General features: G+C 72.0%; 17 protein-coding genes, 1 tRNA gene and 2 pseudogenes. 8 read left to right on the top strand and 12 right to left on the bottom strand.

The genetic code is table 11. From position 1 onward, the window contains the following. Positions 1-53: 53 nt before the first annotated feature. Positions 54-1310 (top strand): acyl-CoA dehydrogenase family protein, encoded by a 1257-nt coding sequence (locus tag ACN27G_RS32980; RefSeq protein ID WP_421496555.1) that lies wholly within the window; start codon positions 54-56, stop codon positions 1308-1310. Positions 1311-1343: 33 nt separating this feature from the next. Here ACN27G_RS32980 and ACN27G_RS32975 read toward each other — a convergent pair whose 3' ends face one another. The 8 genes and pseudogenes from ACN27G_RS32975 to ACN27G_RS32940 all read right to left on the bottom strand — a co-directional run bounded on the left by ACN27G_RS32975 (position 1344) and on the right by ACN27G_RS32940 (position 11782). Continuing rightward, positions 1344-2474: a hypothetical protein gene (locus ACN27G_RS32975; protein ID WP_421496554.1), complete on the bottom strand. Its 1131-nt coding sequence runs from the start codon at positions 2472-2474 to the stop codon at positions 1344-1346. A gap of 38 nt (positions 2475-2512) precedes the next feature. Then, positions 2513-3454, bottom strand: coding sequence for a transporter substrate-binding domain-containing protein (locus ACN27G_RS32970; protein WP_421496553.1), 942 nt, complete (start codon positions 3452-3454; stop codon positions 2513-2515). 1052 nt (positions 3455-4506) lie between these two features. Next, positions 4507-5493 (bottom strand): annotated as a pseudogene (locus tag ACN27G_RS32965) (serine/threonine-protein kinase); the annotation flags it as partial. A gap of 31 nt (positions 5494-5524) precedes the next feature. Continuing rightward, positions 5525-5968, bottom strand: coding sequence for a hypothetical protein (locus ACN27G_RS32960; protein ID WP_421496552.1), 444 nt, complete (start codon positions 5966-5968; stop codon positions 5525-5527). Positions 5969-6262: 294 nt separating this feature from the next. Then, positions 6263-10273, bottom strand: a pseudogene (locus tag ACN27G_RS32955) (adenylate/guanylate cyclase domain-containing protein); the annotation flags it as partial. Then, positions 10270-11094: an MBL fold metallo-hydrolase gene (locus tag ACN27G_RS32950; RefSeq protein ID WP_421496551.1), complete on the bottom strand. Its 825-nt coding sequence runs from the start codon at positions 11092-11094 to the stop codon at positions 10270-10272. The pseudogene ACN27G_RS32955 and the gene ACN27G_RS32950, both read right to left, overlap by 4 nt. Positions 11095-11168: 74 nt before the next feature. Beyond that, entirely contained in the window at positions 11169-11630 is a 462-nt protein-coding gene (locus tag ACN27G_RS32945; protein ID WP_421496550.1) for a RidA family protein, read from the bottom strand. Beyond that, positions 11627-11782: a hypothetical protein gene (locus tag ACN27G_RS32940; RefSeq protein ID WP_421496549.1), complete on the bottom strand. Its 156-nt coding sequence runs from the start codon at positions 11780-11782 to the stop codon at positions 11627-11629. Before ACN27G_RS32940 ends, ACN27G_RS32945 begins: the two co-directional genes overlap by 4 nt. 703 nt (positions 11783-12485) lie before the next feature. On the opposite strand from ACN27G_RS32940, the gene ACN27G_RS32935 reads away from it, so the two are divergent. The 3 genes from ACN27G_RS32935 (at position 12486) to ACN27G_RS32925 (ending at position 15220) form a co-directional block, all read left to right on the top strand. Then, the gene (locus tag ACN27G_RS32935; protein WP_421496548.1) at positions 12486-12914 is read left to right on the top strand and encodes a hypothetical protein; all 429 of its coding nucleotides are present in this window, start codon (positions 12486-12488) and stop codon (positions 12912-12914) included. Between the two features lie 26 nt (positions 12915-12940). After that, positions 12941-13930 carry an ArsA-related P-loop ATPase gene (locus ACN27G_RS32930; protein WP_421496547.1) on the top strand — a complete coding sequence of 330 codons (990 nt, stop codon included), beginning with the start codon at positions 12941-12943 and terminating at the stop codon, positions 13928-13930. A 108-nt stretch (positions 13931-14038) separates the two neighbouring features. Continuing rightward, on the top strand, positions 14039-15220 hold the full coding sequence (locus ACN27G_RS32925; protein ID WP_421496546.1) for an ArsA family ATPase: 1182 nt from the start codon (positions 14039-14041) through the stop codon (positions 15218-15220). Here the strand turns inward: ACN27G_RS32925 and ACN27G_RS32920 are convergent. Then, a complete protein-coding gene (locus ACN27G_RS32920; protein WP_421496545.1) occupies positions 15207-15503 on the bottom strand; it encodes a WhiB family transcriptional regulator in 297 nt (98 codons plus the stop codon). The genes ACN27G_RS32925 and ACN27G_RS32920 overlap by 14 nt on opposite strands. A gap of 409 nt (positions 15504-15912) precedes the next feature. Here ACN27G_RS32920 and ACN27G_RS32915 point away from each other — a divergent pair, with 409 nt between their 5' ends. Next, a complete protein-coding gene (locus tag ACN27G_RS32915; protein ID WP_421497554.1) occupies positions 15913-18327 on the top strand; it encodes a transglycosylase domain-containing protein in 2415 nt (804 codons plus the stop codon). A gap of 89 nt (positions 18328-18416) precedes the next feature. Here ACN27G_RS32915 and ACN27G_RS32910 read toward each other — a convergent pair whose 3' ends face one another. Beyond that, positions 18417-18875: a GatB/YqeY domain-containing protein gene (locus ACN27G_RS32910; RefSeq protein WP_421496544.1), complete on the bottom strand. Its 459-nt coding sequence runs from the start codon at positions 18873-18875 to the stop codon at positions 18417-18419. A gap of 25 nt (positions 18876-18900) precedes the next feature. Between ACN27G_RS32910 and ACN27G_RS32905 the strand changes: the two genes are divergently transcribed. Further along, complete coding sequence (locus ACN27G_RS32905) at positions 18901-19794, top strand: metallophosphoesterase (RefSeq protein ID WP_421496543.1); 894 nt, start codon at positions 18901-18903, stop codon at positions 19792-19794. A 138-nt stretch (positions 19795-19932) separates the two neighbouring features. Then, positions 19933-20006, top strand: a tRNA-Pro gene (locus tag ACN27G_RS32900). Positions 20007-20134: 128 nt separating this feature from the next. Here the strand turns inward: ACN27G_RS32900 and ACN27G_RS32895 are convergent. Continuing rightward, positions 20135-20716, bottom strand: coding sequence for a TetR/AcrR family transcriptional regulator (locus tag ACN27G_RS32895; RefSeq protein ID WP_421497553.1), 582 nt, complete (start codon positions 20714-20716; stop codon positions 20135-20137). A gap of 161 nt (positions 20717-20877) precedes the next feature. On the opposite strand from ACN27G_RS32895, the gene ACN27G_RS32890 reads away from it, so the two are divergent. Further along, on the top strand, positions 20878-21819 hold the full coding sequence (locus tag ACN27G_RS32890; RefSeq protein ID WP_421497552.1) for an alpha/beta hydrolase family protein: 942 nt from the start codon (positions 20878-20880) through the stop codon (positions 21817-21819). A 151-nt stretch (positions 21820-21970) separates the two neighbouring features. Here ACN27G_RS32890 and ACN27G_RS32885 read toward each other — a convergent pair whose 3' ends face one another. After that, entirely contained in the window at positions 21971-22324 is a 354-nt protein-coding gene (locus ACN27G_RS32885) for a MerR family transcriptional regulator (protein WP_421496542.1), read from the bottom strand. Positions 22325-22344: the final 20 nt, after the last annotated feature.

The raw sequence follows: 22344 nt of genomic DNA, 5'->3' as shown, positions 1-22344 counted from the left end.
CGCCGGCACGTCCGGCACCACCCAGGTCCCCACACCTCCGGAAGGCAGACCGAATGGATTTCGACCTCACTCCCGAGCAGCGCCAGCTCCGCGAGGCCGTACGGGCGCTCGGCCAGCGCTACGGCCACGGCTACTTCGTCGCCAGGGCAAAGGCCGGCGAGCACACCACCGAGCTCTGGGACGAGGCCGGCCGGCTCGGCTACCTCGGGGTCAACATCCCCACCGAGTACGGCGGCGGTGGCGGTGGGATCACCGAGCTGGCCATCGTCTGCGAGGAGCTGGCGGCGGCCGGCTGCCCGCTGCTGCTCCTGGTGGTCTCACCGGCGATCGCCGGCACGGTGATCGGCCGGCACGGCACCGAGGCGCAGCGGCGCGCCTTCCTGCCCGGGCTCGCCGACGGGACGCTGAAGATCGCCTTCGCGATCACCGAGCCGGAGGCGGGCTCGAACTTCCACCGGCTCGGCACCGTCGCCCGCCGTGACGGCGGCGACTGGCTGCTCTCCGGCCGCAAGTGTTTCATCTCCGGGGTCGACGAGGCGGCGTACGTGCTGGTCGTCGCCCGGATCGAGGACAGCGAGCAGGACAGCGAGCAGGACAGCGAGCAGGACAGCGAGCAGGGCGGGGCCGACGGCCGGCAGGGCGGCACGGGCGGAGGGCGGCTTCGGCCGGCGCTCTTCGTCGTACCGACGGACGCACCCGGGCTGACCAGGTCGAAGCTGGAGATGGAGGTCGTCTCTCCGGAGAACCAGTGGCTGCTCTACTTCGACGACGTCCGGCTGCCCGCCGACGCCCTGATCGGCGGTACGGCCGAGCCGGGCGACCGGGGCGGACTCGAGGCCGGGCTGCCGGCGCTCTTCGCCGGGCTCAACCCGGAACGGATCACGGTCGCCGCGATGGGCGCCGGCACCGGCCGGTACGCCATCGAGCGCGCCTCGACCTACACCGCCAGCCGGCAGGTCTGGGGCCGGCCGATCGGCGCCCACCAGGGAGTCTCACATCCGCTGGCACACGCCGCCATCCAGGTGGAACTGGCCCGACTCATGATCGCCAAGGCCGCCACCCTCTACGACGCCGGCCGGGACGTGGAGGCCGGCGTCGCCGCCAACATGGCGAAGTACGCCTCGGGCGAGGCCGCCGCGCTCGCCGTCGACACCGCGATCCAGGTGCACGGCGGCAACGGGATGACCACCGACTACGGGGTGGCCACCCTGCTCGGCGCGGTACGGGCCGGCCGGATCGCCCCGGTCAGCCGCGAGATGATCCTCAACTTCGTCGCCCAGCGGGTGCTCCAGCAGCCGAGGAGCTACTAGGAGCGGATCCCCGGACTACCGGAGGCCGGTGTGTCAGGAGGTGATGGCGGTCCGGCACTCCGCGTTGATCCGGTTCACCGGGCGTACCCGCCGCCCCATCCCCTCCAGCAGCGAGTCCTCGACGTGGAAACCCTGGACCCGCAGCCGGTAGCGGGGCAGTTCCTCCTCGGTCGGGCAGAGCACCTGCGCCTCGACCTGCCCGGCCGGCACGTACCGGACGCCGCCGCGCTCCTGCAGGATCACCATGCTCACGTCGTCCACCGTGATCACGTGCCCACGGATCCGCTCCATTCCACCCGTCTCCGGCGCGGTGGCCGGTGCGGCGGGCGGGCCGGTATCCGGCTCCGGTCCGGCCGCCGCACCGGTGCCGTCGTCACCCACCCGGATCGTGGTGACCGTCAGCGGCAGCACCGGTGTGGTGATCACCGGTAGCGCCGCCCAGCAGAGCATCGCCAGCACCGCCGTCTGGGCGGTCATCGCCAGCGGCCGGGCCACCGTCACCGGTACCGGCCCGGAGACGAGGAGCGCCAGCAGCGGCGGGGCCGCGATCACGAGTACGGCGAAAATCTCCCGCAGGTCCCACGCGTCGAGCAGGGTCGGCAGCATCACCACGGCGTAGCCGGCCAGCAGTCCACCGAGGAGCAGCAGCCGCGGTATCCGCCGTTCGTCCAGCCGGGCCGGGCTGAGCTGGAACGCGGCCGCGAACGCCGGCAGCAGCAGCGGCAGGTAGAGGATCGGCCAGGTGGCGAGCGCGACGGCGAAGCTGGCGATCACCAGCCAGGGCGGGCTGATCGCCCGCCACCGGGCGAAGATCGGTGGACGCCGGCCGATCCGGTGCGTCGGCGCGTTCTCCGCGCTGACCAGCAGTACGGCGCCGACCGCGAAGATGGCGACCAGCCCGGCCGATACCAACCGGGCGGCGGTGGTGACCAGGGCGGCGGCCAGGTTCACCGGATTGACGTTGGCGACCAGCAGCAGTGTCGTCTGCAGCTCGCCGCCGGCCTCCACGCTCAGCCGGAGCACCGAGAAGATCGCCGGCACCCCGACGACCAGCGTCCAGAAGGACTGGCTGGCCCGGGATCTCCGCTCGGCCGGGTCTGTGCCGGAGGGCCAGCCGAGCGCCGCCGCCACCGGGCGGCCGTCCGGGGATTTGTCACCTGCCATGCCCGGTCCGGAACCCGTCGGCTCCCGTACGGGGAGAGTCACACCGGTGCCTTCTCGTCGAAGTCCACCAGGTCCGGCACGTCCAGCGGCGGTGGCTGCTGCCGGTCGGCGCCGAGCCAGGGACCGAGATTCCGGTGGTACGCGGTCAGCCACGGGCTCGTCCTGCCGCTGCGTCCCTCCTGATAGCTCTTGTGCAGGAAGAAGGCGACCAGGTCACGGAGGGCGGGATCGCTGATCGGTACCCCGATGCCGAGCTGTTCGCTGGTGCCGAAGGGCATGTCGATGATCTCGAACGCGGCCGGATGGGCGGAGCGGAACCCGGCCAGGATCGTCTCGTCGGAGCTGACCGCGTCGTACCTGCCGTCGAGGATGCCCTTCACACAGTCGCTGACGCTCTTGACCACCAGCACCTTCACCTGGTGCCGCTCCAGCTCGGCCTCGGTGGTCGACCCGCCGCCGACGCAGACCCGGACGTCGGGACTCCGCAGATCCTCGATGGTCCGGACCCGGCTCTTCAGGGCGACCGGGATCATCACCTCCTGGGTGGTGACGAAGTACGGCCCGGCAAAGCTCACCAGCTTTTGGCGCTCCTCGGTGATCGAGAAGCTGGAGACGACTATGTCGACCTGCCCGCTCTGCAGGGCGGGAATGCGATCCTCGGTGGCGAGTTGGACGAAGTCGATCCGGTCGTCCCTGGCGTAGCCGAGTGACGAGGCGATGTAGCGTGCGATGTCGATGTCGAACCCGACGTACCTGCCGTTGTCGTCCAGCACACCCATCAGCGGCTCGAAGACGGCGACCCCGATCCGCAGCTTGCTCTGGCCGTAGATGTGGGACTGCTTGAGCTTCTCCTGCACCGAGGGCGGTTCGGGCCCCCGCTGGCTGTCGCAGCCCGCGCCGGCGGCGAGCAGCAGGGTGAGCACGACCGCCATGGTCGTGCCGAGCAGTCGTACGCGGCCTCGAAGCGATGTCTCGATCATCGGCAGACCTCGGTCTGGATGGGGGATAATGCTGCCGAGCGTAGTCGGGAGCGTCTACTTCGGTCGCGGGCCGGCCCGGCCGGCGATCGGAGCCGGTCTCCCGGACCGCCGGCTCAGTCCGTGAGGGTCGGGCCGGTCAGCCGGTCGACGCCCTGCCCGGCCAGGCAGCGGAAGGTGCGACCGGGCCCGTCGTCGGCCGGTGGAAGGATCTCGAAACGCCACGCCGAGGTGTCGATCAGCGTCGTGGTCCGCCGGAAGATCGTCGCGTTGCAGACCCGACGGACGGTCGCGTCGTTCTTCACCGCCTGGTGGTCGGCCGCGTCCACCTCCTCGGGCAGGTCACCCTCCGCGTAGGACTCCCAGGTGTGCCGGCCCGTGCAGGGCAGCGGATCGGCCTCCGCCTCGGTACGCCGGATGCGGACCGGGCCGAAGCACTCCAGCTCGGCGGGGCAGCGGACGTCGGCGGGCAGTGGCAACTGGCAGCCCGGCAGCGCCCCTCCCACCGTCGCCGTCGTGGGTCGGTCGACGGTCGGGCCGGCCACCGGTCCGCTCGGCGGCGTCACCGGCACCCCGCGGGTGGTGACGAGCCAGAGGCCGCCGGCAACGGTGGCGATCAGGAGCACGGCACCCAGGCCGCCGAAGATCCAGTAGCGGAGCCTGCGGCGCCCCGCGCGGGAAACGGTCGGATCACCGTCGACGTACGGGGGGCCGGACTCCGGCCGGGGTGGCGGAGGGGTGTAGGAGCTCGACAGGTAGACACTCGGCGGCGCACCTCCCGAGGTCGGCCCGCCACCCGAGGTCGGCGCGGCGGAGACCGGGACGCCTGACACCGGGATGGCCGGGACCGGCCCGCCGGAGACCGGTGCGCCCGACACCGGAACGCCGGGGGCCGGAGCGCCGGGGGCCGGTCCACCGGAGGTGGGCGTCCGGGGTGCGGGCGTACCGGTGAAGGCGGGCGGCGGTCCGGAGCTCGCGGCGGCACCGGCCGGCGCCGCCGCGCCGCTGCCGGACGGATCGGCCAGCGACGCTCCGGACCCCGACCAGGAGCCGCCGGCAACCGGAGCCCCCGAGATCTGCCCAGCCGGCGCCGAGCCGCCCGAAACCGAGCCGCCCGAGGTCTGCCCAGCCGAGACCGAGCCACCCGAGATCGAGCCGCCCGAGACCGGGACGGCGGCGAACACGGTCGGTCCCGGCGGGTTCGGCGCGCCGGGCGGCCCCAGCGGTACGGCGGCGAGCAGGTCACGCAACTGCTCGGCGGTGGGACGGTCGGCGGGGTCGTTGGCCATCCCGTAGCGGAGCAGGTCGAGCAGCCGGGTCGGTACGCCCGGCAGCTCCGGGATCGGCTCCGTGAAGAGCTCGAGCAGGGTGAGCAGCCCCGGGTTCCGGTCGACCTGCCAGCGCGGCGGCTTGCCGTGCATCACGGCGTAGAGGGTGGCGCAGAGCGCGTACACGTCGACGGCCGGCGAGGGCGGGCTGTGCCGGAACATCTCCGGTGGCGCGTACGCCGGGGTCAGCACCTCCAGGGTGATCGCGGTGTCCCGGGCCTCGGCGAGTACGGCCAGTCCGAAGTCGGCCAGCGCCGGCTCGTTGAACCGCGAGTAGAGGATGTTGGCCGGCTTGACGTCCCGGTGCAGGACCCCGAGCTGGTGTGCGTCGGCGAGCGCGTCGGCGATCTTCACTCCGACGTCCCGTGCCTCGGCGGCACTCAACGGCGAGGTACGCATCCGCTCCGCGTACGACCCGTCGCAGAGTTCCATGATCAGATAAGGGTGCTGGTCCTCGGTGACCCCGGCGTCGAAGAGGTCGACCACGTGCGGGTGGGACGACATCCGTCCGGCCGCACGCGCCTCGCGGAGAAACCGGCGCTGGTCCCGCTCGCTCTCCAGGGTGCGGTTCTCGACCTTCACCGCCACCTCGCGCCCCACGGACTGCTGGGTGGCCCGGTACACGGTGGCGTAGCCACCACGGGCGAACACCTGCAAATCCGTCAGGCCGGGCACGACGGGCAGCGGCAGTGCGCCGGGCGGGGTGTCGGTCACAGACTCGAAAATACCGGCAACGTGAGTCGTTTCAGTCCCCCGCACCGCTGGCCGTTACCGGCTGGTTGCGATTTCGACGCCGGTCGTACCAGAGGCCGGCCGCGGTGGCAACCGCACCGAGACCCTCCCAGAGGGCCACTCCGAAGAAGCGTGCCGGCGCGGTCCCGGTCAGCACCAGGATGCTGAAGACGACGAAGGTGAGCAGCCGGAACGGCACGGTGAACCCGAAGAACGGCTGCCAATCCATCCGCGCCGCCAGCAGGTAGTAGACGCCGACGTTCACGGAGGCGATCGACGAGGCGGCGACGAAGGTGCGGGTGTGGTCGCCGTCAGCACGGTCGGCCGGTTGGAGCACCTCGAAGCCGAGCAGGGCGAGCAGCCACTCCGGTCGGGCCAGGCCGACGATGCCGAGCAGGAGAGCGAGCACTCCGAAGACGGCAATGGTCCAGCCTGCGGCCGAGCGGGGAAGCAGCACCGCGATCCTCCGTGCCGGCGTCAATCCGCCATGGATGTCGGTGAATCCAGGCTAACGGCTGCCCGGGTCGCGCGGCATCCCCTGGCCGGACCAGGTCGTCGCCTCACCCGGGCCGGAATAACTCACGGCCTCACCCGGGCCGGAATAGCTCACGGCCTCACCCGGGCCGGAATAGCTCACGGCCTCACCCTGGCCGGAATGGTCCACGGCGGTCGGCGCCGGGACGTCGGCGGCGATCCGCTGCCGGATGACCACCGGGCCACCCGAGGTGGGACCCGCCGTCCCGCCGGCCAGCCGGTCGCGCAGCGCCTCCGCCGCGGCCCGCTCGCTGGTCTGCTGCGTCGAGTACGCCAACCGGACCGCCTCCTCGGCGGCCCGGGCCGCCTCCGCCGGCCGCCCCGCCCCGGCCAGCGCCTCGGCCAGCACCCGGGCGGCGATCACCCGGCTGCGGATGTCCTCCCCCGGAGCCTCGACCGCCTGCCGTGCCCAGTCCAACGCCTTCGCCGTCTGCCCGTCGGCGAGCAGCGCGGCGGCGTACCGGGCCAGGGCCTGACGCCGGGAGAAGAGCACGGAGGGGACCGCGCCGGCCGCCGCGATCGGTTCGAGCAGGCGCACCGCGGTCGACGCGTCGCCGTCGGCCAGCCGACTAGCGGCGAGCAGCATCCGGGGACCGAGCTGGGTCGGCGCGAGCGGATTGTGCGGCTCCACCACCGCCAGCACCGCCTCGGCATCCCGCTCCGCCGCGCAGACGTCGCCCCGGTCGAGGGCCACGAAACCGCGCAACGTGCCGGCCAGGCCGGTCAGCAGCGGGTGCGACGTACGCCGGCCGTACGCGAGCGCGTCGGTCAGCAGGTCGGTGGCGTGCTCGGGCTCGCCCACCCCGCGCGCCACGGCACCCCGTACGACGAGGGCGAAGCCCCGACCCCAGTCGTCCGCGGCGGCGGCGAAGTCCCGGTACGCCCGCCGCGCCTCGCGGTCCGCCTCGGCCAGCTCGCCCAGCTCCGCGGCGGCGAACGCCTCCACGGCACGCAGCGTACCCACCGCCCACGCCTCACCGACCCGCTCGCCGAAGGGCAGGAAGACCCGGGCCAGCCGGCGCGCCTCACGGAGCCGTCCGGCGAGCAACCTGGCGAAGGCCGTGGTCCCGCGCAGCCAGGCCCGGCCCACCGGATCCCCGATCTGGGCGAAGAGCCGGGCCGCCCGGCCGAGCACGGCATCGGTGCCGGCGAAGTCTCCCCGGGTGGTGGTCACCCACGCCAGGTGCTGCAACGACCACGCCTGTCCCCGACGGTCGTCGGCCTCCAGGTTGACCTGGTACGCCCCGGCGAACCGGCTGCTCGCCTGGCTCAGCCGGCCGCTGACGAAATCCGCCATCCCGAGCCGCCGCATCGCCGAGGCCCGTGGTCCCGGCAGATTCGCCCGGGTGGCCACCTGCAACGCCTCCTGCCAGGAGTTCACCGCCCGCGCCTGATCGCCCTGGGCCAGGTGTGCCTGGCCGACGACGAGCAGCGCACCCGCACGCACCGCGAGGTCGTCACCGGCGTTCGCCCCGATCTTCTCGGCGAAGGCGAGCGCGTCGGCGACCCGCCCCACCTGGAGCAGGGCACGGGCGTGCACCAGCCGGTCGCCACCGGGCACCGACTCACCGGCGAGCCGGGCGGCCCGCTCCGCGTACTCGACGGCCAGTGCCGGCTCCCCGGCGGCGAGCGCCCGGCGGGCGGAGCGGCTCAGCGCCGCCATCCCGAGCGGCGCCACGTTCCTGGCCGTCGCGTCGGGGCGCAGGTTGACCGCATCGGCCAGCACGCTGGCGCGTTCGGCGTGGTCGGCGATGAAGGCGTCGCGCTCGGCGACCGGCAGCCCGCCTCCCCCGGCGCCTGCCGCGACCGCCTCGCCCGAACCCGCGCCGCTCGGCAGCGCTGCCCACTCGACCAACGCCGCATGCCGGTCGGCGAGATCGGCCTTGCCGATGCCGGCGTAGACGGCCTCCCGCATCAGTGGTGTGGCAAAGATGTAGCCGTTCCGGTTGCGGTGCAGCATCCGTCGCTGGAGCAGTTCCTCGACCGCCCGTTCCAGCTCGACGGCGAGTACGGCGGTGGGCCGCCCCTCGCGGCCGGCCCGCCGTTCGCGCAACGCCTCCAGCGCGCCCGCCGGCACGGTGTCGCCGACCACGGCGGCGTCCCGCAGCGCAGCCCGGGCGTCGGCCGGCAGCGCGTCGATCCGGGCCGCGAGCACGGCGGCGAGGTCGCGGGAGAGCAGCCGGCTGCCCAGCGAACCGGGAACCAGCCGCCATGTGGCACCGGCCCCCGGCACGACGGCAGGCACACCGACGGCACCTGTGACGACCGCTGCGGAGCCGCCCGGTGCGGCGACAGAGCCAGCAGAAACCCCCGCAGCGCCGGGAGAAACCCCCGCAGGCCCGGGAGAAACCCCCGCAGGGCCGGCAGGCACAGCGGCAGGGCCGACGGAGAGAGCGGCAGGGCCGACGGAGAGAGCGGCAGGGCCGAGGGAGCGAGCGGCAGGGCCGGCAGGCACAGCGGCAGCGTCGGCAGAGGCACCAGCGGAGCCGGCAGAGGCGGAGGCGGTGGCGTGGTTCGCGATCCCGCTCGGGGCACCCGCCCCGGTGCCGCCGGCGTTCCCTCGCCCCCGCCCGGCGGCAGCCGTCCCGGCGGCGGCGCCGATCGCGGATGTCCCGGCGCCGGTCGCGCGGCGCAGCGGTGCCCGGTCCCGCACCGTGGTGAGCGCGCCACGCTCCATCAGGAGGGTGACCAGCTCGGCAAGATAGAACGGATTGCCCTGGGCGGTGGCGAGCAGCCGGTCGATGTCGGCCTGCGGCAGCCGCCCTCCCCCGAGGTACGCGGTGAGCAGCCGGGCGGCGTCCGCGCCCCGCAGCGGCGGCAGGGCGTGCACCTCGGCGTCGGCGACCCGGGTCAACGCACCGGCGGCGCGGACCAGTTCGGGACGGCCGAGCAGGAGTACCAGCACCGGCCCGGTCAGCCGGGACAGCGTCACCCCGAGCGCATCCGTGGTCTCCGGAGTGGCGTCGTGCAGGTCGTCGACGATGACCGCCAGCGGCGTCTCGGCGGCGAGCGCGCTGAGTAGTTCGGCTACGGCGCCCGGGATCGCATCGGTGGCCGGGGTGAGTTCGCCCGCCGACCACTCTGCCGGTCCCGCCGGCACGGTGCCGAGCGCGGGCGGCAGCTCGGCGTAGCCCAGCAGGGCGAGGAGCAGGTCGACGGCGACCGGTGGTGGGTCCGGCCGGTGCCGGGAGAGTCGCTGACCGAGCCGACGCAACCGCTCCTCCACCACCGAGCGGGTGACCGCGGTCGCCGGCCCGTCCGGCAGGCCGACCGCGGCCCGGACCAGGTCGGCGAGCGGAGCCAACCGGCGGCGTTCACCGAAGGCGGCGCACTTCACCGAGAGCACCCGGGCACCGGTGTGCGTCGCGTACCGGCCGGCGCCGACGTCGTAACCGGCGGCCAGCCGCTCCACCTCGGCGGCGAACCGGGACTTGCCGATCCCCGCCTCGGCGGTCATCAGCAGCACCCGGGGTTGCCCCTGGTCGACGACCTCGGCCAGCCGGCCGGCGACCCGCCCGATCTCGGTCTCCCGGCCGACGAAGGGCGCCTCGTCACCGAGCCCGGACCGGGTGCCTGGGGCGTCCAGCAGACCCAGCAGCTCGTACGCCTCGACCGGCTCGCGCTTGCCCTTCAGCCGCAGCGGCCGGAGCTGTCGCCAGGAGGCGACCCGCCGGCTGGCCCCCGCCGTCCGGGCGCCGGCGTAGACGGCGCCGATCGCGGCGGCGTCGGCCAGCCGGGCGGCGGTGTTCACGGTGTCACCGATGACGGTGTACTCGATGGCAGCCTGGATGCCGGCGACCACGTCGCCGGTGTTCAGGCCGACCCGCAGACCGAGCGGCGCACCGCCGCCCTGTTCGTCGTCGAGCACCCGGCGCACCGCGCGCTGCATCGACAGCGCCGCCCGGACCGCCCGCTCGGCGTCGTCCTCGTGCGCGACGGGTGCACCGAAGACGGCCATGATCCCGTCGCCGGTCAGCTTGTCGACGTGGCCGCCGAAGGTCTTGACGGCGCCGGCGAGCGCGGCGAGGACCCGGTCGGTGACCGCGCTGACCCGCTCAGGGTCGAGGTCCTCCGACCAGGAGGTAAAATCGGACAAGTCGCCGAAGAGCACCGTTACGACGCGGCGTTCCGCCTCTGGAAGGGTCGCGGCGGCCGGGAGCGCGGCTCCGCAGTTGTGGCAGAACCGCGCACCGGGTACGGCGACGGTTCCACACACCGGGCAGGTCACGGACTGTCCAACCCACCGGCCCCCGGGCCGGATTCCCGGTCCCCCCGATCGGGAGGTTCCCGGTTCTCCCGATCGAGGTGGGCGAGCTGTGCCCGGACGGACCATTCCGCCGCCGGCCAGAGCGACCGGTCGACGTCCGCGTAGACCGTCGCCACCACCTCGGCGGCGGTGCGTGCCCCCCGGACCAGCGCGGCGCGCACCTGGTCGAGCCGGGCGTGGCGGTGGGCCAGGTAGAACCGGGCCGCGGCGGAGCAGTCGGCCAGCGCCGGGCCGTGCCCGGGCAGCGCCACGACGCCGTCGAACCGGGTCAGCGTCTCCAGGCTGGCAAGATAGTCGCCGAGGTCGCCGTCGGGGTGCGCGACGACGGTGGTGCCCCGGCCGAGAATCGTGTCGCCGGTGCAGACGGCCCGGCCGCCCTCGCCGTCGATCACGAAGCAGCGGGAGTCGGCGGTGTGCCCCGGCGTGACCAGGAGCCCGATCCGCAGGCCGGCCACCTCGACCGTCGACGCCCCGCCGCGGAACGTCAGCGCCTCGGCCCCGGTCAGCTCCAGGAACCGGTCCAACCCCTCGGTGTGGTCGGGATGCCCGTGCGTGACCAGCACCCCGGCGACCGGTCCGAGCGCCGCCACGGCGGCCAGATGACCGTCGTCGAGCGGGCCCGGGTCGACCACGACCACCTCGCCCGTGCCCGGGGCGCCCAGCACCCAGGTGTTGGTGCCGTCCAGGGTCATCGGCCCCGGGTTGGGGGCACGGACCAGCGTCGCCCAGCGGGGTAGCTGGTCAGCCAGCGCCGCCGCCGGCGCGGTCAGGTGCCCGGTCATGGCTGCGATGGTACGACCCGCGAACGACAACGCCGTGACCTGCGGGTGTCGTCGCTCGACCGGGCCTTACCGGCTCAGGCCACCTCGACGATCACCTCGACCTCGACCGGTGCACCCAGCGGCAGCTCGGCGACCCCCACCGCGCTGCGCGCGTGCCGGCCCGCCTCGCCGAAAACGGTGCCGAAGAGTTCCGAGGCGCCGTTCACCACGCCAGGCTGGCCGGTGAACCCCTCGGCGGAGGCCACGAAGCCGGTCAGCTTGACGATCTTGACGACGCTCTCCAGGCCCACCAGGGCGTCGATCGCGGCCAGGGCGTTGAGCGCGCACTGCGCGGCCAGGTCCTTCGCCTGCTCGGCCGAGACTCCCGCGCCGACCTTCCCGGTGGCCAGCAGCTTGCCGTCACGCAGCGGCAACTGCCCCGAGACGTAGACCTGCCGACCGGACTGGACCGCCGGTACGTAGGCAGCCAACGGCGGCACCACCTCGGGCAGCGCGAGGCCCAGCTCCGCGAGTTTGGCGTGCGGCCCAGCCGTCACGACTTGGCCCGCTTGAGGTACGCGACGAGCTGCTCCGGGTTCGGGCCGGGGATCACCGTCACCAGTTCCCAGCCGTCCTCGCCCCAGTTGTCGAGAATCTGCTTGGTGGCGTGCACGAGCAGTGGCACCGTGGCGTACTCCCACTTCTGCATTGCTGGACGTCTCCTCGTCTCGGGCTTGTCGGCGACAGCCTACGGGCTGGGGCGGCACCGCCACGCGCACGCCTCCGGACCGGTGGCCGAAGAAGTCTCCGCCCGGCCGGGAACCGCTCCGGCTGGCCGCGCCGGGATACCCTCGCCGGGACGGTTCGGCATATCTGCCGTTACGCCCTACCGCCGCCGGTACGGCACTACCGCCGCGCCCACGGACACGCCGACCCGCCGCCCGGGGCGGTGGCCGGCACCTTGACCACCGCAGCGCGCCCCTGCGGGGATTGGGGAGACCATGAGGCAACCCTCCGACGATGACGCCGAGGCCGCCCGACAGCCGGCCGAGCCGGCCCCGCCCGACATCCCGGTCCAACCGACCGGGCAGCCGGCACCAGCCGATCCACCGGCGTCGACAGAACCGGCGGTATCGACGGAACCACCGGCACCGGCCGAACCACCAACAGCGGCGGCACCACCAACACCGGCCGAAGCGGCAACACCGGCCGAAGCGGCAACAACCGCTATGCCTCTGCCTGCCCACCAACCCCCGCCAGGCCAACCACCGACACTCGGCTATGCGTGGGCACCCGGCCAGGTTCCCGCGCCCCCGGGCCAGGTTCCCGCGCCCCCGGGCCAGGTTCCCGTGTCCGGCGCCGGCGTGCCGACCGGTGCCCCGGCCGGTCAGCCGCGCGGCAGATCGCGCGCCGTGCTCGTGGCGTCGATCGTGCTCGGGGTGACGCTGCTGCTCTGCCTCGTCGGGGGGATCTCGGGCTTTCTCGTGCTCCGCAGTGCGGAGCGGGGCCAGGGTGCGACAGATCCGGCCAGCGCCGTACAGGACTTCCTGACCGCCGTCTACACCGAGCGGGACGCCGACCGCGCCACCCGCCTGGTCTGCTCCGCCGCCCGGGACGACGAGCAGATCTCGGCAAAGGTCCGGGAGGTGGCGGAGGCTGCCGAACGGTACGGCACGGTGCGGTACAGGTGGGCCAGGCCGACGCTCGACGAGCAGACTCCGGAACGGGTCCTCGTCTCGACCACGCTGACCATGACGACCGAGGACGAGCGGATGGTGGACCAGCAACTGACCTTCGTGGTGGTGGAGGAGACCGGGTGGTGGGTCTGCGACGTCATCTGACCGGCCGGGCTGGTTAGGCTCGGAGGGTGCGAGCGGGCGAGGAGTCAGGCGACGGGGCGACCACCGGACGGGCGAGTGCCCGCTGGCCCACCCGGCTGCACGTGATCACCGGCAAGGGTGGGACCGGCAAGAGCACGGTCGCCGCCGCGCTGGCGCTGGCGCTGGCGGGTGGTGGCCGGCGTACCCTGCTGGTCGAGGTGGAGAGCCGGCAGGGGATCGCCCAGCTCTTCGGCACCGACCCCCTGCCGTACGAGGAGCGGTCGATCGCCACGGCGCGCGACGGCGGCGAGGTACGCGCCCTGGCCGTCGACTCCGAGGAGGCGCTCCTCGAATACCTCGACATGTTCTACAGGCTCGGCGCCGCCGGTCGGGCCCTGCGCAAGCTGGGCGCCATCGACTTCGCCACCACGATCGCACCGGGGCTACGCGACGTGCTGCTCACCGGGAAGGTCAAGGAGGCCACCACCCGCACCGTCGACCGGCGCCGGGTGTACGACGCGGTGGTGCTGGACGCCCCGCCGACCGGCCGGATCGGCCGGTTCCTGAACGTCACCGCCGAGACCGCGCGGCTGGCCAAGGTCGGCCCGATCAAGACCCAGAGCGAGGGGGTGGCGGCGCTGCTCCGCTCTCCGATGACCGCCGTACACGTGGTCACGCTGCTGGAGGAGATGCCGGTCCAGGAGACGATCGACGCGATCGCCGACCTCAACGCGCTGCGGATCCCGGTCGGCCGGCTCATCCTCAACGCCACCCGCCCACCGCTGCTGGCCGGCAGGGTCACCCAGGCCGAGCTCCGGCGCGGGCTGGCCGCCGCCGGGCTGCCGACGGACCGGACGACCGTGGCCGGGCTGCACGCCGAGGCCCAGGACCAGCTCGTCCGCCGGGATCTCGAGGAGTCGCTCCGCGCCGACCTGGCCGAACTCGGGCTGCCCCTGGTCGAGCTGCCACTGCTCACCGAAGGGGTGGACCGGGCCGGCCTGGACCTGATCGCCGACACACTGCTGGCGGCCGACTGAGGCGTCATACGCTCGGAGAGGTTAGGAAGGGGCCCTTCTACAACAGAATGCGATAACAGGGGGCCCTTCCTTACGCCCCGGAGGGGCGGACGTGGGCGGCACCACGCCATGGTCGGGGCGCCGTCCCGATACGCTCGGTTCGTGCGTCCCGATCATCCAGCGCCGCAGCTGGACATCGACCAGATCCTCGCCGACCCCGGCGTGCGGATCGTGGTCTGCTGCGGCTCGGGCGGGGTGGGCAAGACCACCACCGCCGCCGCGCTGGCGCTCCGGGCCGCGGAGCGGCACGGCCGGCGTACGGTGGTGCTGACCATCGACCCGGCCCGCCGGCTCGCCCAGTCGCTCGGGCTGACCGAGCTGGACAACACTCCACGGCAGGTCAAGGGGATCGACGTCGAGGCCAGCGGCGGTGAGCTGCACGCCATGATGCTGGACATGAAGCGCACCTTCGACGACGTGGTGCTGGCGCACACCGATCCGGCGAAGGCGGCGGAGATCTTCGCCAACCCGTTCTACCAGGCGATGAGCTCCACCTTCGCCGGCACGCAGGAATACATGGCGATGGAGAAGCTGGGTCAGCTGCACGCCCGGGGCGAGTGGGATCTGATCGTGGTCGACACCCCGCCGTCCCGCTCCGCGCTGGACTTCCTCGACGCGCCGGCCCGGCTCTCCCGCTTTCTGGACGGACGGATGCTGCGGCTGCTGCTGGCGCCGGCACGCACTGGTGGGCGGAGCATGTTCAGCCTGGTCACCGCCTCGTTCGGGATGTTCTCGCGGGTGGTGCAGAAGGTGCTCGGCGCGCAACTGCTCACTGACCTGTCCGGATTCGTGGCAGCGCTCGACTCGATGTTCGGGGGCTTCCGGCAGCGCGCCGAGCAGACGTACCGGGTGCTCCAGGCCCGGGAGACGGCGTTTGTGCTGGTCGCGGTGCCGGAGCCGGATGCTGTCCGCGAGGCGGCGTACTTCGCGGGTCGGTTGAGCGAGGAGCGGATGCCGCTGGCCGGCCTGGTGCTCAACCGGGTGCACGAGCCCGCGGTGGAACGCCCCGCCGCCGCCGAGAGCCTGGCGGCGGCGGAGCGGCTGGCGGAGCTGGGTGGGCACCAGGCGACGGTGGAGACGCTGCTGGCCCACGCCGCCCTGGTCCAGCAGGCGGCGCGGGAACGCCGGGTCGCCCGGGTCTTCACCGATGCCTTTCCGGCGGTGCCGACGGTGGCGGTGACGGCTCAGCCCGCCGACGTGCACGACGTCGACGGGCTGCGCACGATCGGTGCCGCGATCAGCCGGCGTTGACGAGGACCTTGTCCTTGTTCTTCAGGGCCGCCTCGAACGTCTTGCGCCAGCTCGCCACCTGTGGGTGTCGGCGCAGCAGGGCGCGACGTTCCCGCTCGGTCATGCCGCCCCAGACGCCGAACTCGATGCGGTTGTCGAGCGCGTCGGCAAGGCACTCGTACCGCACGGGGCAGCTGCGGCAGATCCGCTTCGCCACGTTCTGTTCGGCGCCCTGTACGAACAGCGCGTCAGGATCACCGTTCTGACACGCCGCCAACGTGGGCCAATCTGTGATCATGCCCATCTGTGTCTGTCCCCCCTTGCAGTCCCGCTACCGACCAGAGCCGGTCAGCCGGCGATAACCCCCCGGGTCATCCGTGCCGCCCTCCCCCGGGCATCACGGACGACATGCGATTCTCTCGCTCGACCATCATGCTCTGTAGTCAACTGATTACGCAACGTTGTCAGCCAAATCCGTCAACCCGGACATTTTTGGGCCCTTCATCCGGCAATCCGGCCCTGACTACCCGGCGGCGATCAGCGAAAACGCTGCGGAGACTTCCCGGAGGGAGGAGACTCTGCAGCGGGAGCTCGCAACCGCGCACCAGGGGTCGTGCGTTTAGCACAACGAGGCCGGCGCCCGCAGGAAATGGGGAAAGTACTGCGGCGCGCGACCTCTGTGCTGATTCACGTACCCTGACGAGGTGACCTGGATGCGGAAGCGTGACCACAATGTCTTCACCAACGCCGCGTCGCTGCTGATCTGTGGGCTGCTGGCCGGCGTGGTGGTAGCCGCGGCCGCGTTCCCCGCAGTGGCGATGTCCGGCCTCGCCGCCAAGGCCGGCGCGGAGACATTCGACAAGCTGCCCACCGAGCTGACCGTCAAGAAGGCTCCCCAGATCAGCTACCTCTACGCCTCCGACGGCAAGACACCGCTCGCCACGATGTACGACGAGAACCGCCGCGACGTGCCGATCAAGGATGTCGCGCCGGTGATGGCCAAGGCACTGATCGCCGCCGAGGACAAGCGCTTCTACGAGCACAACGGCGTCGACGTCAACGGCGTCGCCCGGGCGTTCGTGGCCAACAACCAGGCGGGAGTCACCACGCAGGGTGCCTCCACGCTCACCATGCAGTACGTCCGGCTCACCATCGCCTACTCCGCCACCCACCCCCAGGACGTGGTGGCGGCCACTGAGGACACCAGCGCCCGGAAGCTGCGCGAGATGCGGTACGCGCTCCAGCTCGACGGTGACATGACCAAGGACGAGATCCTGGAGGGCTACCTCAACATCGCCCCGTTCGGCAACGGCGCGTACGGCATCTTCGCCGCCAGCCAGGTCTACTTCGGCAAGCACCCGAAGAACCTGAAGCTCGAAGAGGCGGCGATGCTGGCCGGGATGGTCAAGGCGCCCTCGGACAACGACCCGACCACCAAGGCCGGCTACCCGGCCGCGCTGGAGCGGCGCAACTGGGTCCTCGACCAGATGGTCGAGACCAGGGCGATCACCGCGGAAGAGGCCGCCAAGACCAAGGCGATCAAGCTGGTGGTCAAGGACAAGCGGACCCCCAACGGCTGCGTCGACGTCGGCAAGAACGACTGGGGCTTCTTCTGCGACTTCTTCTACCGGTGGTGGATGCAGCAGGAGACCTTCGGCCGCACCCAGTACGACCGCGAGCGGCGACTGAAGAGCGGCGGCTACACCGTCGTCACCACCCTCGACGCCAAGACGCAGAAGGCGGCCAAGGACGCCGTCGAGCGCAACGTCAAGACGGGCAAGAAGGAAGCCATGATGGTGGCGGCGATCGAGCCCGGCACCGGACGGGTCCGCGCGCTGGCGGTGAACCGCAACTACAAGCTCGACGACCCCGACAAGCCGCAGAACAAGATCTCCACGAATCCGGCCAAAAAAAAGAAGAAGCTCCGGGGTACGTACCCGAACACCACCAACCCGCTGCTGACCGGCGGCGGTGACATCACCGGCTACCAGGCCGGCTCGACCTTCAAGATCTTCACCGTGGTGGCGGCGCTGGAGAACGGGTACCCGCTGGAGACCACGATCAACGCCAAGGACGTCGCGCAGACGAAGTACATCGTCGAGCGCGGCTCCCCGGCCGCCTGCCCGGGCACCAACAAATACTGTCCGCAGAACGCCAGCAAGAGCATGGCCGGCGTGCACAACATGTGGAGCGCCTTCGGGGCGTCGGTCAACACCTACTTCGTACCGCTCCAGGAGCGGGTCGGGGCCGCCAAGGTCGTCGACGCGGCGAAGCGGATGGGCATCACCTTCCGGGCCAGCAACGACGCCAACTTCGCCGCCACCAAGCAGGCCGCGAACGGTTGGGGCGCCTTCACCCTCGGTGTCTCCCAGACGACCCCGCTGGAGCTGGCCAACGCCTACGCCACGCTGGCCGCCGACGGCAAGTTCTGCGAACCGATTCCGGTGCAGCTCATCCGGGACCAGGAGGGCAACAAGCTCGACATCGCCAACCCGCGCTGCGAGCAGCGGATCAAGACCGAGGTGGCCCGGGCCGCCGTGGACGCCGCCCGCTGCCCGGTCGGTGACCGCTCCGCCACCTCCCGCTGCAAGGGCGCCACCGCCCGCAACGTGAAGGGCATCGTCGGCAAGCCGGTCGCCGGCAAGAGCGGCACCACCGACGGCGAGAAGACCGCGTCGCTGGTGGTGATGACCAAGCAGCTCGCCGTCGCCGGCATCCTCGCCGACCCGGACTGGGCCGAGACCACGCAGAACATGGAGCACAACGCGCCGGGCGGCGTCAACCACGCGGTCTACCAGACCCTCCGGGACGCGATGAAGGGTAAGCCCGCGATCCAGTTCACCCCGCCGGGCGGAAAGATCGTCAACGGCGACCAGCGGAACATCCCGAACGTCAAGTGCCAGCCGATCCAGACCGCGGTCTCCCGGGTCAGGGGCGCCGGCTTCGACGCCGAGGTGGGCGGCCGGGTCGACTCCGAGTGCCCGGCGGGCACGGCCGCCGGCACCAGCCCGGACGGCCGGACCATCAAGGGGGGAGCGGTGACGATCGAGGTGAGCAACGGCAAGGGTGGCGGCGGCGCCAACGAACCGGGCGACGGCCCGGGCGGGCCCCGGCCACCCCGCCGCTGAGCCGGAACGCCGGCTGACCACCGCCGGCCAGAGCAGGTCACGCGAACGGGCGGGCATCCCCGGTGCAGGGGAGCCCGCCCGTTCCGCGGCTATCCGGCGCCGAGCTGCCGGCGTACCTCCGCGGCCACCCGACCGCCCTCGGCCCGGCCGGCCACCGCGGCCTGGGCCGCCTTCATCGCCGGGCCCATCTGGCCACGCTCGGTGAAGCCGCCGGCGGTCAGCGCCCCGCCGACCAGCTCGGCCAACTCCTCGTCGGAGAGCTGCTTCGGCAGGTAGCGCTCCAGCACCTCGCCCTCGGCCCGCTCCCGCGCCGCCTGCTCGGCCCGCCCGGCGTCGCCGAACGCGGTGGCCGCCTCCCGGCGCTTCTTCGCCTCCTTGGTGAGCACCGCCAGCACCTCGGAGTCGGAGAGCTCCCGCTTCTCCCGGCCGGCGACCTCGGCGGTGCCGATCGCCGCCAGCGCCATCCGCAGGGTCGAGGTGGTCAGCTCGTCACGGGCCTTCAGGGCCGTGCGCATGTCCGTGGTCAGGAGGTCCTTCAGGGTGCCCATGGAGGGTCAAACTACCCTGAGCGGCATGCAGAAGCGCACAGTATTCCGGCTGGCCGCCGCGACCCTCGTGGCCGGCGGCGCCACCCTGGCGTACGCCTCGCTGGTCGAGCGCAATCTCTTCACGCTGCGCCGGTACGACGTACCTGTGCTCGCCACCGACGCCGAACCGCTGCGCATCCTGCACCTGTCGGACCTGCACATGATGCCCGACCAGCGCCGCAAGCAGTTTTGGGTCGCCTCGCTGGCCGCCACCGACCCGGACCTGGTGGTGGTGACCGGGGACAACCTCGCCCACCCGGAGGCGGTGCCCGGCGCGCTGCGGGCGCTGCAACCCCTGCTCGACTTCCCCGGCGCCTTCGTGTTCGGCTCCAACGACTACCGGGGGCCGGTCTGGAAGAACCCGTTCAGCTATCTGCTGCCGGAGCGGGAGTACGTGCAGGGGATCGAACTGCCCGCCGAGGACCTGCGCGAGGTGCTGGTCGGCGCGGGCTGGCACGACCTGAACAACGCCCGTACGTCGATCAAGGCCGGCGGGCGGCAGGTCGAGCTGGTCGGCGTCGACGACCCGCACGTCGAGCGGGACGACTACTTCGCGGTCGCCGGACCGGTCCCGGAGCAGGCCGACCTCGCCATCGGATTGACCCACTCGCCGGAGCCCCGCGTCCTGGACGAGATGGCCGCCGACGGCTTCGCCCTGCTGCTCGCCGGGCACACCCACGGCGGGCAGGTCCGGGTCCCGTTCGTCGGCGCGCTCACCACCAACTGCGGGCTGCCCCGGTCGATGGCCAGCGGCCTGCACCGCTGGCCGGACACGGACGCCTGGCTGCACGTCTCCGCCGGCCTCGGCACCCACCCGACCGCCCCGGTACGGTTCGCCTGCCGACCGGAGGCGTCGCTGCTGACGCTGATTCCGCGCTGACTCTGATCCTGCGCAAACCGGCTCGTCCGGGCCGGCCGGCGTGCGCGGTACGGCCCGGCCGGTGTGGGCCGGGACGCACCGGGCGGGATACCGAATTTGCCCGCCCGGACGGGTGGGCTACTATTGCTCGGCACGCCTCGGGGTGTGGCGCAGCTTGGTAGCGCGCTTCGTTCGGGACGAAGAGGTCGTCGGTTCGAATCCGGCCACCCCGACCGATGTGCGGCCCCGACCAGCAGGAATGCCGGTCGGGGCCGCACAATTGTCTATGGGATTGTGAACCACCCCGAAGGCCGCCGTCGGCGAGGTGGTTCCGGTCGCGGTCGCTCGACAGAGGATAGATTCACCCACCCACCGGCCTCAGCCCCGCGATGAGGACGTCGACCAGTCGGCGTGGGTTGTAGCGGGGGTGGCCCGCGCCAGCACAGATGCTTCCGACCCCGCGCATGAGTTCGTAGGCGTCCTGGCCCGGACGGATCTCCCCTGCGCCTGCGGCGGCTTCGAGCAGACGGGCGCAGACGGGCTCGAGCTGTTCGAGGAAGTAGGCATGCAGTGGGTCGTAGCAGGGGTCGTCGGATTGCAGGACCGCGGCGAGCCCCTGCTTCGTGATCACAAATTCGAGGAACAGGTGAATCCACTGCTGGAGCGCGGCATAAGGGCTGGCGCTGCCCGCAAGTAGGGGCGGCGCGACCTCCGCCAGGTTTTCGACCTGGTGCCGATAGACGGCGACGATGAGGTCGGCTCGCGTCGGGAAGTGGCGGTAGATCGTGGCCGTCCCGACGCCCGCCCTGGCTGCGATGTCACGCAGTGGCGCCTCCACGCCGGAGGTTGTGAAGACCGCGGCGGCCGCGTCGAGCAGCGCCCCCTGGTTGCGTCGCGCGTCGGCCCGCCGGGGTCGGACTGCCTGCTCCGGGTTCTGCCCGATCTTGTCCACCCCGCCCTTGTTCACTGCACCACCTTCACCTTGGCGAAACGGGACAGCGTCCCGTATTGTCTTCCGGGACAGCGTCCCGCTTTTCCCATGTTGCCAGGTGGGAAGGGCACGGCGGAACAGCCGTTGGAGAGATTTCCATGACCGAGTCAGACATGGCGGCCACAGACGTCGCCATCAGCACACCCGCTCCGATCGTCTCGGTGAAGCCGCTCGCGCTACGCTCGCCGGGCCGCGGCATCGACGTGCAGGTGAGGGTGTCGGCCCCGACGGTCGGCAGCCACCTGCCCATCATCCTCCTCTCGCACGGCTCCGGTTCGTCGCTGGACGGCTACGGCCCGTTGGCCGACTACTGGGCCGCGCACGGCTTCGTGGTCATCCAGCCCACTCACCTCGACTCCAGGACCGTGGGCCTGAGCAAGGACGATCTCCGTACCCCGCGGATCTGGCGCTACCGCGTCGAGGATCTCAAGCGCATCCTGGACCAGCTTCATCTTCTGGAAGCTGCCGTTCCCGGCCTTCAAGGTCGTCTCGATCGAGGCCGTATCGCCGTGGCCGGTCACTCCTTCGGTGGCCAGACGGCGGGCAACCTGCTCGGCTTGCGGGTCCTCGATCCGGTGAGCAGGACGGAAGCCGACCTGTCGGACGCACGCGTGAAAGCAGGCGTGCTGCTGGCCACCGCCGGAGAAGGCGGAGCCAACCTGACACCGTTCGCCGCCGATCACATGCCGCACATGAACCCGAACTTTGCGCAGATGACCAAGCCGACTCTCGTGATCGTCGGTGACCAGGACGAAATCCCGCGGAAGTACCAGCTGACCGTCCGCGGCCCGGACTGGATGGCCGAGCCCTACTACCTGAGCCCTGGCAGCAAGAGTCTCCTCACCCTGTTCGGCGCGGAACACTCACTTGGCGGAATCACCGGCTACGACGTCCAAGAGACGACGGACACCAACCCGGAACGCGTCGCGCTGATACAACGCGTTACATTGGCCTACCTCAGACACGCACTCGGTATCGAGGACGAGAGCTGGGCGGCCGCCCAGAAGGCCCTGTCGGCGAGCACCTCTCCCATCGGTCGGATCGAGTCGAAGTAGCACTGAAGAGAAGTAGCACTGAAGAAGAGCGGAGTGGACGGCCGACGGTTCATCGGGGCGCCTCGCCCGAGCCGGACCCGGGCCTTCTGCCGGGGAAGGTGACGCGGGTGCCCCGGTGCGGCTGCGGCTACCCGTACCCGCCGCGCCGCAGTCAGACGTTCGGGATGGCGTGGGAGTACCTGGAGATGATTTCCTGGAGTCGGTCACGGGTGGTGGCAAGGTCGGCTATCTGTACGTCGATGGCCTCGCGTTCCGTGACGAGCCGGGCAATCATGTCGTCGGTCGCGACGCCGGTGTGCACGCAGGGCAGTAGGGTAAGGATGGCTTTGCTGCTCAGCCCGGCGGCGTAGAGAGCCTGGATCCAGCGCACCCGATCGAGAGCATCCTCGCTGTAGTGACGCTGGCCACTCGGGCTCCGGATCGAGGTCAGCAAGCCCTGCTCCTCGTAGTAGCGCAGCGCTCGCGGGCTGACTCCGGCCGCCTCTGCCACTTCACCGATGCGCATGGTTTCTCCGATCCCGGTTT

It is taken from the genome of Plantactinospora sp. WMMB334 (genome assembly GCF_049179095.1).
GTDB lineage: Bacteria > Actinomycetota > Actinomycetes > Mycobacteriales > Micromonosporaceae > Plantactinospora.
The sequence above is the reverse complement of the archived record's forward strand: the minus strand, read 5'-3'. Positions and strand labels throughout refer to the sequence as shown.